The organism is Bradyrhizobium sp. NAS80.1 (assembly GCF_001908205.1).
In the GTDB taxonomy this organism is placed as follows: Bacteria; Pseudomonadota; Alphaproteobacteria; order Rhizobiales; family Xanthobacteraceae; genus Bradyrhizobium.
Genome location: NZ_LGHL01000188.1, coordinates 1 through 15,164 on the forward strand (window position 1 = coordinate 1; position 15,164 = coordinate 15,164).

At 59.2% G+C, this 15,164-nt stretch carries 14 protein-coding genes and 3 pseudogenes; 6 read left to right on the plus strand and 11 right to left on the minus strand.

Going from position 1 to position 15,164, the window contains the following annotated elements:
- Positions 1-199: pseudogene (locus AC629_RS47875) on the plus strand (MBL fold metallo-hydrolase); the annotation flags it as partial.
- Positions 200-480: 281 nt separating this feature from the next.
- Here the strand turns inward: AC629_RS47875 and AC629_RS34745 are convergent.
- Together AC629_RS34745 and AC629_RS34750 are read right to left on the minus strand one after the other, a co-directional pair.
- Positions 481-1,281 (minus strand): IclR family transcriptional regulator, encoded by an 801-nt coding sequence (locus AC629_RS34745; protein ID WP_084809280.1) that lies wholly within the window; start codon positions 1,279-1,281, stop codon positions 481-483.
- Positions 1,282-1,670: 389 nt separating this feature from the next.
- On the minus strand, positions 1,671-2,837 hold the full coding sequence (locus AC629_RS34750) for an iron-containing alcohol dehydrogenase (protein ID WP_084809281.1): 1,167 nt from the start codon (positions 2,835-2,837) through the stop codon (positions 1,671-1,673).
- A gap of 618 nt (positions 2,838-3,455) precedes the next feature.
- Between AC629_RS34750 and AC629_RS34755 the strand changes: the two genes are divergently transcribed.
- Positions 3,456-4,670 (plus strand): CaiB/BaiF CoA transferase family protein, encoded by a 1,215-nt coding sequence (locus tag AC629_RS34755; protein ID WP_245332087.1) that lies wholly within the window; start codon positions 3,456-3,458, stop codon positions 4,668-4,670.
- A 242-nt stretch (positions 4,671-4,912) separates the two neighbouring features.
- Positions 4,913-5,020: pseudogene (locus tag AC629_RS34760) on the plus strand (transposase domain-containing protein); the annotation flags it as partial.
- A 9-nt stretch (positions 5,021-5,029) separates the two neighbouring features.
- On the opposite strand, the gene bla reads toward AC629_RS34760, so the two are convergent.
- The 6 genes and pseudogenes from bla to AC629_RS34785 all read right to left on the minus strand — a co-directional run bounded on the left by bla (position 5,030) and on the right by AC629_RS34785 (position 9,233).
- The gene (bla, locus tag AC629_RS34765) at positions 5,030-5,914 is read right to left on the minus strand and encodes a class A beta-lactamase (RefSeq protein WP_084809283.1); all 885 of its coding nucleotides are present in this window, start codon (positions 5,912-5,914) and stop codon (positions 5,030-5,032) included.
- A 69-nt stretch (positions 5,915-5,983) separates the two neighbouring features.
- Entirely contained in the window at positions 5,984-6,604 is a 621-nt protein-coding gene (locus AC629_RS34770; RefSeq protein ID WP_245332088.1) for a UPF0149 family protein, read from the minus strand.
- Entirely contained in the window at positions 6,601-6,831 is a 231-nt protein-coding gene (locus AC629_RS49250) for a transposase domain-containing protein (RefSeq protein WP_245332089.1), read from the minus strand. The genes AC629_RS34770 and AC629_RS49250 overlap by 4 nt, the downstream gene beginning before the upstream one ends.
- Before the next feature lie 37 nt (positions 6,832-6,868).
- A pseudogene (locus tag AC629_RS50775) lies at positions 6,869-7,273 on the minus strand (IS66 family transposase); the annotation flags it as partial.
- 126 nt (positions 7,274-7,399) lie between these two features.
- A complete protein-coding gene (locus tag AC629_RS34780; RefSeq protein ID WP_502693074.1) occupies positions 7,400-7,546 on the minus strand; it encodes a transposase in 147 nt (48 codons plus the stop codon).
- Positions 7,547-7,964: 418 nt separating this feature from the next.
- Positions 7,965-9,233: an ABC transporter substrate-binding protein gene (locus AC629_RS34785; protein ID WP_084809285.1), complete on the minus strand. Its 1,269-nt coding sequence runs from the start codon at positions 9,231-9,233 to the stop codon at positions 7,965-7,967.
- Positions 9,234-9,617: 384 nt separating this feature from the next.
- Here AC629_RS34785 and AC629_RS47255 point away from each other — a divergent pair, with 384 nt between their 5' ends.
- The 3 genes from AC629_RS47255 (at position 9,618) to AC629_RS34795 (ending at position 12,233) form a co-directional block, all read left to right on the plus strand.
- Positions 9,618-9,794: a hypothetical protein gene (locus AC629_RS47255; protein ID WP_168195653.1), complete on the plus strand. Its 177-nt coding sequence runs from the start codon at positions 9,618-9,620 to the stop codon at positions 9,792-9,794.
- The gene (locus AC629_RS34790; RefSeq protein WP_084809286.1) at positions 9,791-11,185 is read left to right on the plus strand and encodes an amidase; all 1,395 of its coding nucleotides are present in this window, start codon (positions 9,791-9,793) and stop codon (positions 11,183-11,185) included. Before AC629_RS47255 ends, AC629_RS34790 begins: the two co-directional genes overlap by 4 nt.
- Before the next feature lie 295 nt (positions 11,186-11,480).
- Positions 11,481-12,233, plus strand: a complete 753-nt coding sequence (locus AC629_RS34795) for an SDR family NAD(P)-dependent oxidoreductase (protein WP_084809287.1) — start codon at positions 11,481-11,483, stop codon at positions 12,231-12,233.
- A 313-nt stretch (positions 12,234-12,546) separates the two neighbouring features.
- Here AC629_RS34795 and AC629_RS34800 read toward each other — a convergent pair whose 3' ends face one another.
- The 3 genes from AC629_RS34800 to AC629_RS34810 are packed head-to-tail and all read right to left on the minus strand — an operon-like array spanning position 12,547 to position 15,160.
- Positions 12,547-13,563 carry a branched-chain amino acid ABC transporter permease gene (locus AC629_RS34800; RefSeq protein ID WP_084809288.1) on the minus strand — a complete coding sequence of 339 codons (1,017 nt, stop codon included), beginning with the start codon at positions 13,561-13,563 and terminating at the stop codon, positions 12,547-12,549.
- Between the two features lie 2 nt (positions 13,564-13,565).
- Entirely contained in the window at positions 13,566-14,444 is an 879-nt protein-coding gene (locus AC629_RS34805) for a branched-chain amino acid ABC transporter permease (RefSeq protein ID WP_084809289.1), read from the minus strand.
- 11 nt (positions 14,445-14,455) lie between these two features.
- Positions 14,456-15,160: an ABC transporter ATP-binding protein gene (locus AC629_RS34810; protein ID WP_084809290.1), complete on the minus strand. Its 705-nt coding sequence runs from the start codon at positions 15,158-15,160 to the stop codon at positions 14,456-14,458.
- Positions 15,161-15,164: the final 4 nt, after the last annotated feature.

The window sequence follows — 15,164 nt, forward strand, 5'->3', positions numbered from 1 at the left end:
CAACTTCCAGTTTCTCCACCCTGAATGGGGCGTGGCATTCGATCAAGATCCCGAACTTGCAGCGTCGACAAGAAAACGCGCATTCGAAATGGCCGCCTCGGACAACCTCATGGTTGCCGGAGCACACATAGGATTTCCGGGTCTTCTCAAGATCGTCAAGGACGGAGATGCCTGGAAGCCAGTTCCGTCCTCGCGTTGATCGAAATCACTTACGTCCGGATTGAGGTCGGTCGCGAGCAGACGCAGTTACACACCGACTCTGAGTATGGCAGACACGCGAGCGCGAGCCATCCGATGGATGACTCCACTGCCCGACCTGACAGACGAACACGCTCTGATTGCCACCACCCATTGCCACCGCCCATCGTCAGCGGGCCGGCATAGCCGGCGACGTTATCTTCCGGCCAGTGCGCTTCAGTAATACGGCGCAAGGTCCTCATTGCGCGTCTTAGTCGAATTCATTCGTGGGGAGCCGTCCACTCACGCCATATCTTTTTTCGCAAGACCATCAAAATGGGGAGTTGGCTGCGGATCGCTACTATCCATGAACCGCGCTATCCCAGCGCGCAAATCCGACAATATCTTCTTCTTATTCTGCTCAAGCCGCTCGACGGGGCCAGCAACACCGATCGCCAGAATGCGTCCGTAGCGGCGGATTGGCAGCAGCATGGCTATAACGCCGGCTCCGACTGTGACCGTGTGCCGCGAGAACACGTAGCCCTGTTTTCTGATTTCCTTGATTCGGACCATCAGATCAGGAAGCGCGATCCGCAACTTGCGATCCTCTTCTTCGACATTGATGCGTCGCAATAACTTCTCGATCATCTCGTCGCTGCGCGCACTTAGTAGCAGCCAGCCAACCCCAGATCGCGCAAGAGGACGTACCGTTCCTGGCTTCACGTGATATCTGATCGCGTGGGTTGAAGGAATGATGTGAATATATTGTGTGAACAGATCGCTCTGCGTGCCGATACTGATCAGTTCCTGTGTCACGTCGCTCATGTGCTTCATCAGCGCGAGGATGCGTCCCTCCCCAAACAGCGCACCTTGTACCCAGTTTCCGAGCATGGCGATCCGCATCGTCGGCATGTAGGTACGTGAGTAGCTGTCGTAGTCAAGATATCCCATGACAACCATTGATTTCAGCAGGACCGACGCGCTCGACACTGGATATTCCAGATGTGCAGTGATGTCCTTCAGGCTAGCGGGGCGCTGGATCCCCTCGAAATGCTCCAGCACCTCGAAAATTCGACGCGCAGTCTTGATCACGGCTTCTGACATCCCAAGGCCCGCCTTGCATTTCACAAGTATGGAATTGCACGATAGAATACGGGAATTGCTTTGCCATTGATAGGGCGTATCGATTCCGCCTCCGCGGTTGAAATCACCGATGCGACGCCTGCGTCCGCTCGTGGAATCCGAATCGTGCCGACAATTGGCTTGCCGCCCGCGACGAGTGATCTACCTCATGAGCGGCGCCGGAAATGCCGATGGCGGCATCCGCGACTTTTCGCCCTCAGCTGAAGATATTTCAGAGCGTCCCTAATGGATGGCCGGTCATAGGCACGGCATACATCATCAAAGCTTGCCCGACGTTTGCTCGCAGCACAATCGGCCGCTTGCGACCGAGCGCCAGGAACGTCCGAAACTCCGGTCACGCGGAGATGGGATCACGTCGCATAAGCGAGGATTTCCGCCACTTCGTTGGGAGACGCGATCGGCCGCGGATTGTTGCGCATCGGTGCATACGTGAAAGCTCGCTCCGCCAGACGCGAGATTTCCGAAGCAGCGATGCCGACGTCACCAAGTGTAACCGGCGATTCGAGACGGCAAACAAGATTACGTACCACCTGCCAGGCCGGCTGACCAGGATGCCCCATTGCCTCGGCTAGCACGTCCTGGCGCTCGCGATTGACCTCTGCGTTCCATCTCAGGGTCGGAGCGAGCGAGATGCAGCTCGTCTCCCCGTGAGGCACTCCGTAAGAAGCACCCAGCGCATAGCCGATGGCGTGGCTCGCTCCCGTTCCCGCACCCGTCGAGGATGAAAGAATGCCTTGCCACATTCCGAACTGGGCGAGCTGCCGCTGCACCAGATCCTCGGGGGCCGCTTTCATCGCAGGCAAGGCTTTCGATAACAGGCGGGCCGCGTTCAATGCATAAGCTTCAGTCATGGGATTGGCCGTGGGCGAACAGAACGCCTCAGCCGCGTGGTCTACCGCGCGGATGCCACTGGTCAAAAGCAGCCGCAACGGCGTATCGAGGGTCGCAGCCGGATCAAGCACCACGACCTGTGGAGCCGCGTCGCGGTGCCTATACATCATCTTCTGTCCGGTGTCGGGGTTGGTGATTCCAGCAAGCGCCGTAAACTCCGCCGCCGACAAAGTGGTGGGTACAGCAAACGCCCGCTCTCGCCCCAACTCAGTCGTTGATACTCCGTCAAATTTCGGATGCGCAGCACGGAATGCCTCCACATTATCTATCCCGTCCCACAGGCACATTAGAACTGCTTTCGTCGCATCGATCACTGATCCGCCGCCGAGCGCGACAATCACCTCCGCGCCGGCCTGGCGTGCGGCGTTCGCAGCGGCAACGATGTCATGATCGGGACTATGTGCCCCGATGCCGGTGAATTGCCCGACATAACGAGGACCCAGCGCCTCGATGACCTTCTGTAGCGGGCCATTCCCCAGTAGAGCGAGAGAGCGAGTCGATGTCACAAAGATGCGACGGAGGCCGCGACGGGCTGCCTCGTCGGCAACAGCCTCGTGAGCAGGCTTACCGAACACAACGGATTGGGCGAGGAGACTGACAACACCGGTCTGAACATCTCTCGTCATGGCGCGACCTTGATACTCTCTATGCGGCGCTGGCGCTATATCGTCTCAGCCAACGCGATCACCTTATGCGCAGCACCACTGCCGTGCTTCTGCGCCAAAGCCGACCACGAACGGTAGTCGGCCATGCCGCTCTCCCTCTCGACGTGGTGGATACAAGCGCATCCTGCTAACAACTTCGATGGGTGCGGCTTGTTACGCGAGGTTCGTCCGCAGCCTCAGGGGCTGCATGCAAAACTTTGACAAAGCCTAGTCCTTTCATTTTGGCAATCAATCAAAGTCTTGAGCTTCGTTCCGTTTTACATATGTGAAAACACAAACCGGCACGATAATCACGGTCCAACGCGCACTAACGGCCGTCTCGCCGAAGACATGGCAATGACACTCGACAAGCCCGTCGCACCATTTACGTATATGGAAAACTCGCCCCAAGCACGAAAGCCATGGACGACGAACTCGAGCCGATGCTAGCTGGGACAGCTTTCGAGCAACTGATCCTGACCTTCGGTCGCTCGCCAATGGCGCGCGCAACTCATGGCGTTGTTGCTGATACCTCGTTCGCGGGATGCTCGCGGTCAATGTCAGCGTGTTCGAAACTCCCACTCTAGAGCCGAGGCCCAAGTGCTCAAACGTCGTAACTTGCCGCTGGATGGTGTCACCGTTCTCGACCTCGGTCAGATCTATCAAGGACCGTACGCCGGCTTTCTGCTGGCGCAAGCCGGTGCCACAGTGATCAAGATCGAGCCGCCTAAAGGAGAGCCGATCCGGCATCGCGCGCGTGTGAGCAATGGTGCGGCCATTCCCTTCGCTATGCTGAACGGAAACAAGAAGGCAATCAGCCTGGATTTGAAGTCACCCGAGGGGTGCCACATTCTAAAAGGCCTGGTGGCCCAGGCAGACGTCCTGCTCGAGAATTATGCCCCCGGTGTGATGGATCGGCTCGGTGTCGGGTTCGAGGTACTCCACGCCATCAACCCGCGCCTCGTTTATGCTTCGGCATCCGGCTACGGCCTATCTGGGCCTGACCGCAACAACCTTGCCATGGATATCACGATCCAGGCGGCATCGGGCATGATGTCGATCACAGGCTTTCCGGATGGCGCACCGGTCAAGGCCGGTCCCGCTGTCGCGGACTTCATCGGAGCCGCCCATCTCTATGGTGGAATCGTCACCGCTCTCTATGAGAGGGAGCTCACGGGCCTGGGTAGGTTGGTTGAAGTTGCGATGATCGAGGCCGTCTACCCTACCCTGGCATCGGGCCTGTCATTTGTTTTCGATAGGGAAAGCGCACCACCACGCACCGGAAACCGCCATGGCGCCATGGCGGAGGCGCCCTACAATGTCTACCCAGCGGCTGACGGGTTCGTTGCAATCATTGCGGTGAATGAATCGCATTGGGTCGGCCTCGCCCAAGCCATGGGCAAGCCCGAACTTGCCGTGGACCCCCGTTTCGCGACGGCGGCCGACCGCGTGCGCAATATGGACCTGACCGATAGCGTAGTCGGCGGTTGGACCGCGGAGTTCACCAAAGCCGAGATCGTGGAGACTCTCACACGCCATAAAGTTCCTACCGCTCCCGTGCGCGATCTGATGGAAGTGACACGCGATACACATATGCATGCCCGCGGCATGCTGGAGTGGGTTGACCACCCGCATTTCGGCCGCGTCGTCCTGCCATCAAGCCCAATCCGCTATCACGGCACAGATTCACTCGCGCGCCTGCCATCCGCAAGACTGGGCGAGCACAATGCCGAAGTTCTGACCACCTATCTCGGGCTTGCCATCGAAGATATCGAGAGGCTGCACCAGAAGGGCGTCCTCGGGCAGGACGACTAGGGCGCGCCGTCACTAATACCGATAATATGACACTCGCGGCGATTGGGCCGGCGGTCTTCTGGTTGACCGCCTGCCGCGGTGGATGACGCCTCATGAAACAGGCCGTACTCACGGTCAGCCGCAGGATCGGGCCTTCCTGCCCTTTCCGCAGCTGTTTCGTAACCGGCATGAGCCCCCCCACCTGAGCATCGCGCGAATGAGCTGCGACGCGGCTTGGCGTGAACTGTTTCTTGGAGTTGGGCTATCTCACCGACGTCCTCACAAGGATCGTCAATAGTCATCCGAACCACGATATCGATCAGTTGTTGCCCTGGGCCTATCGGGGTCAAGCTGTCAAGGCCGAGGCCTGAGAGCGACGCCTATCCTTCCGCTACGATGCGAGCGACATCGGCTAAAATGCCTTCCTGAACCTTGACTGACCCTGGCGCTTCCCCAAGATAGGCGGCAAGCACGATTGGATCGCGATCCGGCGGCCAGATTACACCGATATCGTTCGTCGATATCTTCTCCCAAGTGCCAGGCTTGTTGGCAATCCGCCACCCTGCTGGCAGGCCAACCCGGAGACGCCGCGTAGCAGCATCTCTTGCCTCTACCATCCAAGTCGTCAGCCTTGCGCGGGATGATTTTGACAGAACATCCCCCAGAAGCAGCCGATGCAATGTTTCCACCATAGCGCCAGGCGTCGTAGTGTCACGGATGTCACCAGGCTTGACGATGTTCAAATCAAGCTCTATGCGATCTAGCCGGGTCACCGGATCGCCCAAAGATCGCAAATAGGCCGTAAGTGCTGCCGGACCGCCGAAGCTGGCTAACAATAAATTGGCGGCGGTACTGTCGCTGACTGTGACTGCGGCTTCACAAAGCTCCGCTATCGTCATGCCCTCGGGGCCAACATGAGGTTTGGTCGCGTTGAAGGGCGGAACCAAATCGCGCTCGGTGAAGACAACGCGACGGTCAAGCCGCTCTTCGCCCCGATCAACCCGCGCCAGCACGAAGGCCACCGCCAGCGCTTTGAACGTGCTGCACATCGCAAAGCGCTCGTCGACTCGGTTGCCGATCACTTGGCCGGTTGCGACATTCAGCACGGCAACACCCAGGCGTCCGCCGCTTCGAGCCTCGAGTTCCTTGAGCCGTGGTTCGATGCCTCGGCGGCTACTCTCGGCCTGGGCACGAGGTACGAGCAGCCCCGGAACAGCGGTTACCGGTATCATTAACGCAACACGACGCGTGATCGAAAGAGACATCTTGTTCAAATTCCTGTTCGGCTGACGGTAGGTCAGTCGTAGTCGATATGAGCTCCCACGTCTGCATTGTCAGCGCGCGCGAGCGTAGCGGGTCGGCATCCAGTACTGGCGTATGGCCTCGACGACGTTCGGAATGTCGGCATAGGCGTTGCGCAGAAATTCCTCGGTCTCGCGGCCTTTCCTTGGTAGTCCAAGTAGTGGACGCCCTTGATCGTCGACGCAATGCAGCAGGATGGGCAGGAGCAAGCCGTGGTGTATGTTGCTGATGTCGAGCAGCGGGGCCCAGGCCGATAGTCTCAGCCGCATGGCGGCATGGTATCCCTGGCACCACGGCCGCGCGTCAACGTCGCCATTCGGCTTGCGGCCATGGACCGGCGCGAACCGATGTGGTGCGGTGGAAAGAACGTCACTGATGTCGTTGTGGCGCAGCACGACGGCCGAAATCGCAGCGAGCTCCGACGTGCCACCATGGTTGAATGCGTTGGCGTCGATGGCGAGTAGCGGACAGATCCAGTCGGGCGGACTGAACGACACCGGCCCGGCCACGATCGCCGCGACATAGCCGTCGAGCATGGGAAGGCTCGTGGCGACGGGATGCTGCTCGGGGCGAGCCCGCAGCCAAGGCTCAAGCTCTTCGAGCGGCATCGCGGCTACCGCCATCCGTGATGAAGAACGGCGGCGCCGGCTCATGCAGCCACCCGTGCGCTGAACTCGCGGGCCGCTTTCCAGTTCCAGGGGAGAAGTTCGTGCAGCTGGTGGCTCTTGGTTTGACCGGAGACGATACGCTCCAGCACATCGACCAGATAGGCCTGCGGATCCAGTTTGTGGAGCTTTGCCGTGTTGATCAGCGATGCAAGGATTGCCCAGCTCTCGGCGCCACCCTCGCTGCCGCTGAACAGCGCGCCTTCCCATTGCAATCGGTCGCATTGAACGCTCTACGGTGTTGGAATTGATCTCGACACGACCGTCGCGGAGAAATAGCGTCAGCCCATCCCAGTGATTGAGCGCATAGTTGATGGCCTCTGCCAGCTTCGACTGGGAGAACAGCTGGTCGAGCATCGAGGTCAGTCGCGCCTTCAGCACCTCCATCAGCGGTGCGGTCCTAGTGCGGCGGGCGGCAAGCCGCTGTTCGGCGCTCAAGCCGCGGATCTCGGCCTCGATGGCCTAGACCTCTTGCAGGCGCTCGATGACTTCGTGAGCGAACGGCGATTGCATCGTCTTGTACACCTCGACGAATTTGCGTCGACCATGGGCGAGACAAAAAGCGTCGCCAACTCCACTCCCGGCTCGACCCGGGATGCGTGCCCCTCCCATCTCGATCTCGATCACACCTCCAAGCTTGGTTGCGAGCGGTGCCATCTGCGGCGGCACTTCATGTGCGGCCGCTGGCCGGTCCGGCTCGTCTGCCGTCGCCGAACCGCTCTCGGAAGTGATCCGGACCGGCAAGAAGCCTGGCGCCGGAAGGCCCGCTGCTGTCGCGAACTTTTACCTCCAAGCCGTGAGCAGCCCACGGACAACGCCATTGCGCCGAGCGATCTCGGAGATATTGACCCCTTCCTCGAAGCTCTCCGCCACGATCCGCGCCTTCTCTTCCGCAGTCCACTGCCGTCGCCAACGCTGCCCCGTGATCACCTCGATGCGACGATAGGAGCCACCTTCCGCCTGGCATCAAGCATGGCTTCATGCATGGCATCTGCCATTGCTCACCTCCCAAAAACCGCTCATGCCAGGATGTATCGCAGCTCATTCGCGCGAGGCCCAGGTGGAGGGCGCACGCCGGTTACGCTGTTTCGACTAGCCAGAGTTCGCAACGGGCCCAGCGCGCCCACAGCGCATCACTCACCTCCACCGCCGTAGCGCATTGGCGCTTCGCTGCCCACAGAACGGCAATTGAGAAGCGTCGCATCAGCGCCCCTCCGCCCGACTGAAGTCATTTCCTCCGGCTCGCATGTGCGCGATCTAGATAAGAAGGGATGCCGCGGAGCGGACTGCGCAGCGCGGCATCATAGGAGCGTTGACGCCAACAATTAATCGAGGACCCTACCTCTCCTCATTTGCCGCTAAGAACATCCCCGAACAAAATCCAAGACTTTCCATCGAACCGCGCCATTTGCAGCTGTCGGATTGGCGCGAAATTGTGCGGCTCAGTATAGACCTTTATTCCCGGAAGAAGCATTGGCAGCTCCTGGCCGTTCAATGTCGTCGCGTGCTTCATGATGTTTTCACGGCTAAGGTCGTCCTTACAGTTCTGCAATACGCTAACCATGAGCTGCGCGGCAGTATAGCCGTGAACGTTGAACAGGTCGCCGGTGCTCGCATTCGGTTGATACTTCTTCATCCATGCAAGCCAGTCCTTTAGTGCGGGGTCATCGGCCCAGCGCGGATCATTCGGGTCTTTGAGGTAGAGCCCGGTCACCACACCTACAGCATTGTCGAGGCCCGCCGGCTCGAGTACTGCCGAAAAGGAATTGGAAACCGACGGAAGAATAACCAACGGCTTCCAGCCCATACTCGCTGCCTTTCTCAACGCTTGAGCCGCGAACTTGGGCGAGGCCTCTGCAAAGAAGACATCAGCTCCCGACTCCCTCATGCTGACCATCTGAGAATCGATGGTTGGATCAGATGTCAAATAGGTCGTCTCCGAGACAATTTGATCCACATGTTCGCCAAGGCCGGTCTTGAAGCCCCTGAGATAGTCTCTTCCCGAGTCTTCGTTTGGCGTTATGACCGCGATTTTTGCGTTCGGTTTCGTCTTCAGGATGTACTGTGCGTAGACCTGCCCCTCCAATTCGTAGGTCGGATAGAAGCCGACCGTCCACGGAAACTGTTTGGGGTCATTCCACCTCGTCGCCCCGGACGTTACAAACAGTTGGGGAACACGCTTGGCGTTGAGATATTTTTGGACGGACATATTAGGTGCGGTACCGACCGAGCTAAACATTGCAAGCACCTCGTCCTGCTCCACGAGCTTGCGGGTTTGCTCAACCGTTTTCGCCGGCGAATAGCCATCGTCCAGGGTCAGGAATTCGATCTTCCGGCCGTTGATGCCACCCTGATCATTGATCATCTGAAAGTAGGCTGCCTCGGCACGCGCCATAATGCTGTAGGCGGAAGCAGGCCCGCTGAAGGGGGCCGTGTTTCCCAGCTTGATTACGCTCTCGGCCGCTTCGGATTGGCCGACCAGCAAGACCGAGAGGACAGCGGCGAGGAGCGATCCGCTCAAAGATCTGTTGCGAGTTGGAAAATTCCTTAGGGCAGACACGTGATTTCCTCCGGATTTATATGACGGCGTTTTTGGCCCACTCGCACGCAGCACCATGGTGGCACCCGCGGATACGCGGCCATGGCCCTAGAATTCCATCGAGCATGCCGCGTGGCTGTCTGTCGCTATCTGCACTCAAAAGTGGACGCGTGGTTATCGCCACTGCAGCTATAGTGGTGCATGCGTTGAGCTTGGGTCAACCTACCTCGGCACGATTCACATATGTGGATATTCTTGCTGCCAGCTAAAACCGCATGACGCGGCCAGAGGGAAATTGCTAGCTTCGGCGGAAGGAAACTACCCTCGCCCGTCGATCGCGGTGTTTCCGTAGCACGCAAGGATGCTGCAATTGGAAACCACGCGACCTCACGAGATAGCACTCCAGGCAACCTTTTTGCTCATCACGACACGCGCCCCCACTGAAGGATTAGCATGATATCGATGGACGACTTCAAGGCGCGCCTGAAGGCAGCCGGCTTCGAACCGGACGAGGACAGCTTGAAGGAGATGTATGCGGCGCTGCCGTATCTTGACGGGATGCGCACGCGCGTCGGTCGTGACCATCACCACGAGGACGATCCGGCGCACATTTTCTCGCTCTTGGGGCCGCGATCATGAGCGGCGCTCTTCATCACATGACAATTTCGGATGCCTCTCGAATGGTCGAGAGGAAGGAGTTGTCTCCCGTCACGCTTACCGAGGCCTTTCTTGCCCGGATTGAAGACGTCGATCCCAAGCTCAATGCATACATCACCGTAACGGCAGCGCGCGCGAGGGACGATGCGCGCCGGGCCGAACGCGAGATTTTGGCTGGCAACTATAAGGGCCCGCTCCACGGGATACCCGTTGCCTTGAAAGACATCTATGACACAGCCGGAATTCGGACAACTTGCCACTCGCATGTATTCGCGGACAGAGTGCCTGAACGCGACTCTCGGGTCGCGGAAATGCTACGCGGTGCCGGCAGCGTACTGCTGGGCAAGCTCGCTACGCACGAATTTGCATTTGCGGGGCCATCCTGGGAACTCCCCTTTCCGCCAGCCCGCAACCCGTGGAATACGGAGCATTTCACCGGCGGCTCATCAAGTGGCTCAGGTGCCGCGACCGCGGCCGGTCTCGCCATGGCAACTCTCGGCAGTGATACCGCCGGGTCAATCCGGATGCCGGCGTTCTTTTGCGGCGTGACCGGTCTCAAGCCGACCTATGGTCGGGTATCACGGCGAGGCGTGGTCCCACTGGCGTATTCGCTGGATCATTGCGGCCCGTTGACCTGGACAGCGCGTGACGCCGCGCTGGTCCTGCAGGCCATCGCGGGCTACGACGCAAGCGATCCGACGTCTGCGCATCATCCCGTTCCCGACTATGCGTCCGGACTTAGGTCCGATCTGAAAGGGCTCAGAATTGGCCTCATCCGTCATTTCTATGATGGCGACGAGCACGCAACTCCTGAGATCAAATCTGCCATGGATCTCTCGTGCCGTACTTTCGAGGAACTCGGCGCGACCATCGAAGAGGTGCAGCTATCCAGCCTGCAAGACTACAGCGACTGTTGCATCATACTGATCCTGTCAGAGGCGCTGTCAATTCACCAGAAAACATTGAAGCAGGTACCCGAAAAGTACAGTTCAATCCTGCGCGACCGATTGATGCTCAGCAGTTTCATTACTGCCGCCGACTACGTTAACGCAACGCGAACTCGGCAGAAGCTGGTGGCCGAAGTCAATGCGCTATTCGATAGCTATGACGTTCTGGTCACTGCGGGTGGTCTTTCTCCAGCGCCGAAAATCGACCAGATGGACAAGTTCTACCTTCTGAAGAACCCGTTGATCACAACCCCGTTCTGCATCACGGGGAGCCCGACCATCGCTGTCTGCAACGGCTTCAGTGCGGCTGGGCTACCGATCGGAATGCAGATCGCGGCCAGGGCGTTTGATGAGCAGATGGTACTGCGCGTTGCCGATGCATACGAGACAGCAACTGGCTGGAGGGATCGGCGCCCTCCAGTCTAGAGAAGCCGCTTTCCTTTCGGAACGCTAGATCGGCTAGTGCGGCGCACCAGAGTCTGATGGTGCATTGCATCTGCTTACGGCCACGAACCACGCCCCATGAGCGTCGGGAAGGTTCGCTGCTTCCGCGCTGCGATTGGAGGAGCGGCGTCTTCGTCTCTGACGACACTGCTACAACTGCCGATCAGAACGGCGCGATCTCTTCAAAGTCGACGTAAGCCGGTTGTCGGGCGCGACGAAACCAGGTGCGGATACGGACTCGGGCGAAACATTAGATCAGTTGCGGAATCGCGATAGCATGTACGATGACCTTTTCGGAAAGTGCGCACTTGTAACCGGAGCGTCCGCGGGACTCGGCGCACATTTCGCCCGGCTGCTGGCGCGCCGCGGCGCGCGGGTCGTTCTTGCCGCGCGCCGGATCGACGCGCTTACCCGGCTGCGCCACGAAATCGTTGAGGCGGGGGGAATTGCGGAGACGGCCCTGCTCGACGTGACCAACGCGGATTCCGTAAACGCCGTCTTTACGGAGTTGACCGTCAGCCCCGACATTATCGTCAATAATGCGGGCACCGCGGACAGCTGCCCGGCTCTCGAGATGGATACTCTCCATTGGGACCGTGTCGTCGACACAAATCTGCGGGGCGTTTTTGTCGTGGCTCAGGCGGCCGCGCGGAGAATGCGAGATGAAGGCAGGAGCGGCTCGATTATCAACATTGCCTCGATCGTCGGCTTGCGGCCTGCAGGAAATCTTTCGGCTTACGCTGCATCGAAGGCCGGAACTATCCATCTGACGCGTTCACTTGCGCTCGAATGGGCTCGCTTCGGAATCAGAGTCAACGCCCTATGTCCCGGCTATGTCGAAACCGAGATCAATCGGGATTTCTTCGCTACGCCGGCCGGCGAGGCTTTGGTAAAGCGCATACCACAACGACGGCTTGGTCATGCCAATGAGCTGGATGGCGCATTGCTTCTGTTCGCCTCGAATGCAGGAAGCTACATTACCGGAGCTTCGTTGGCCGTTGATGGCGGTCATCTGGTATCGTCGCTTTAGGCGCCTGACGCCTCATCGAGCTCGCGGATTTCCAGTGATCTGCCGTACAAGTCATTAGCAGCGACTTCGCGAGGCTGCCCAGCTGTCGCAACGAGCCTGGGCCGAGATCGGCTATTCTCAAGAGCCGCTCTCAGCCCCTCGGCCGGCGCGGGTCGATCCTTCCCTGATCCTCGATGCACCACCCATGGTCACGGTTTTCGAAGGTTCACCACCCTGAGTAACCGCCGCGAAGGCTAGGCGTCAACGTTGGTCGCGTCATTCTGGCACCAACCAGCGCCAGGCCTAGCGACGCGCCAGTGTGGAAACCTGCCCCTCAGGTCCTTCGCAGCCGGCCTGCTTTATCACTGACAAACTGCACGACCTGTTGCGCGCCGCGCGGCACCAGAAAGATCACGAGGAACAACAGAACGCCAAACACGGCGCCGGAGAGACCCTTTGAGATTCCTTCTGCAATGTTCGGGACGAAGATGATGAAGGCAGCTCCCACGAGCGATCCCGGCAACCAGCCCACTCCGCCGACCACCATACCGAGAAACAGCGAGATCGCGAGCGTGATCGTATAGCCGTCAGGCGCCACGAATTGCACAGCGATCGCTCCCAGCCCGCCAGCGACGCCAGTGATCCCGGCACTAACGCCGAACGCCAGCGTCTTGTAAAGTGCCACGTCGACACCCATGGCGGATGCAGCAATCTCGTTGTCGCGGATCGCCATGAGGGCGCGGCCGGAGCGTGACTTCAGGAGGTTGATCGAAAGGACATAGATTCCGATCGCGACAAAGAGGGTGAAATAATACAACCACACGTCCTGCGACATCGGCAGACTGAGTGGCGCGTCAGGTTTGGTCACGACGAGCCCTTGTACGCCACCGGTCCAGCGTTCGAAATAGCCGAGCTTCAGAAGCTGCGGTGTGGCAGTCGCCAGCGCGAAGGTTGCCAACGCCAGATACACGCCACTCAGACGCAGCGCCGGCTGGCCGAACAAGAATCCAAAGGCGAAACAGACGACGCCGGCGATCGGCAGCGCCAGAGCGTAATTCAGACCCCCGTGCTCGATCAAGATCGCCGTTGTATAGGCCCCCGCGGCAAAGAACGCACTTTGCCCGAGCGAGAACTGCCCGCTGGCGCCGGTGAGGATATTCAGGGCCAACACCGCAAGACCATAGATCAAGAGCATCGTCATCTGGAAGACGAAGAAACTCTTCACGAAGCAGGGCATGAACACCAGGAGTGTCAGGATCACCATTGCAGTGCCCTGCTCGAACGCCATGGCTTTCTTGGGGATCCCCTCCACGGCCGGGGCTCCGGTGGCCACTTCCTCAACTGCGCTCATGGTCATACTCGCTTCAGGATAGGTCGGCCGAGAAGGCCGGCGGGTTTGACAACCAACACAACGACGATCAGCGCCAGCGCGATCGGCAGTTTCAGTTCGTTGCCGACGCCGGGGACGTAGGTCCCGGCAAGATTCTCGAAGATCCCGACCAAAAAACCGCCGACGACAGCCCCGAGGGGGCTGGTCAGGCCGCCGAGTACGGCGGCCGCAAATCCGTAGATCAGAACGCCGCCCAGCATGTTCGGCTCGAGAAACACGAGCGGGGCGATCAGCATGCCAGCGATCGCACCGATCGCGGCCGCCATGCCCCAGCCAAGGGCGATCATCCAGGAGGTATTGACGCCCACGAGGCGCGCCGATTCCGGCATCGATGCAGCCGCGCGCATCGCAAGGCCGATTTTCGTGTACCGAAAGAAGAGGTACAGGCAGACCAATAGCATCACGGTGATGCCAATCATGCCCGCCTCATGAGTCGAGATCAGCTGGCTTCCGAGAAACGGCGAGGATCCGAATGGGGTCGGATACTGCTTGATGGTAAAGTCCCAGATCAGCCCGGCGCAGCTATTGATGATCGAGAACAGCGCAATGAATCCGGCAACGTTAGTCATGACCGGCGCGGTCGCCAATGGCCTGAACAAGACCCGTTCGATTACGATGCCACCGACAAACGAAAAGGCCAGCGTGATCAGAAAAGCCCCCCAATACGGGACTCCCCACTGCATCAGTTGCCAGGACATAAAGGTGGAGAACATCGCCATTTCGCCTTGCGCGAAATTGAGATGGTCGATCGCCTGGTAGATCATGACAACCGAGAGCGCCATGCAGGCGTAGATCGCGCCGGTAGCAATCCCGGCGAGGATTTGATTGGTGAGAAGGTCCACGACCCCGTTCCTCAATAGCCCAGATACGATCTGCGGACGTCGTCATTGCTCGCGATATCGGCCGCTCGCCCCGACATTACGATCCGTCCCGTTTCGATCACGTAGGCCCGATCGGCGAGCTCCAATGCGAGCTGAGCGTTCTGTTCAACCACCAGAATGGTGACCTTGTCCTCACGGTTGATCTTTCCGAGTATCTTGAACAGCTCACGCACGATCATTGGCGCAAGACCAAACGATGGTTCATCCAGCAGCATTAGCCGCGGGCGCAGCATCAACGCGCGAGCAACCGCCAGCATCTGCTGTTCGCCGCCAGAGAGCGTACCAGCCTGCTGAGTGTGCCGCACCTTAAGCACGGGAAAATAAGCGTATATGTGCTCGATGTCCGAAGCCACACCGCTCTTGTCCTGGCGGATGATCGCACCGAGATGGAGGTTTTCCTCAACCGTCATGCTCGTAAAGGTGCCCCTGCCCTGCGGCACATGAGCGATACCGAGACGGACGATGTTTTCGGTCGAGCGATTGCTCAGCGATCCTCCATCAAATTCGATCGAGCCAGTCGATCGCACCATGTTACAGATCGCGCGCAGGGTCGTGGTCTTGCCAGCGCCATTGGCACCGAGCAGCGCTGTCAGGCTGCCTTCCTCGAGGGCGAGATCGAGACCGTAAAGCGCCTGGACTTGTCCGTAGTGGGCTCGCAGATCTCTCACATTGAGCATAGCC

Coding starts and splice junctions, on each gene's coding strand:
- AC629_RS34750 (WP_084809281.1), bottom strand. CDS start 2,837: ATGACGAGAGATGTTCAGACCGGTGTTGTCAGTCTCCTCGCCCAATCC.
- AC629_RS47255 (WP_168195653.1), top strand. CDS start 9,618: ATGGACGACTTCAAGGCGCGCCTGAAGGCAGCCGGCTTCGAACCGGAC.
- AC629_RS34770 (WP_245332088.1), bottom strand. CDS start 6,604: ATGAGCCGGCGCCGCCGTTCTTCATCACGGATGGCGGTAGCCGCGATG.
- AC629_RS34785 (WP_084809285.1), bottom strand. CDS start 9,233: ATGGTGCTGCGTGCGAGTGGGCCAAAAACGCCGTCATATAAATCCGGA.
- bla (WP_084809283.1), bottom strand. CDS start 5,914: ATGTCTCTTTCGATCACGCGTCGTGTTGCGTTAATGATACCGGTAACC.
- AC629_RS34745 (WP_084809280.1), bottom strand. CDS start 1,281: ATGTCAGAAGCCGTGATCAAGACTGCGCGTCGAATTTTCGAGGTGCTG.
- AC629_RS34810 (WP_084809290.1), bottom strand. CDS start 15,160: ATGCTCAATGTGAGAGATCTGCGAGCCCACTACGGACAAGTCCAGGCG.
- AC629_RS34800 (WP_084809288.1), bottom strand. CDS start 13,563: ATGAGCGCAGTTGAGGAAGTGGCCACCGGAGCCCCGGCCGTGGAGGGG.
- AC629_RS34795 (WP_084809287.1), top strand. CDS start 11,481: ATGTACGATGACCTTTTCGGAAAGTGCGCACTTGTAACCGGAGCGTCC.
- AC629_RS34790 (WP_084809286.1), top strand. CDS start 9,791: ATGAGCGGCGCTCTTCATCACATGACAATTTCGGATGCCTCTCGAATG.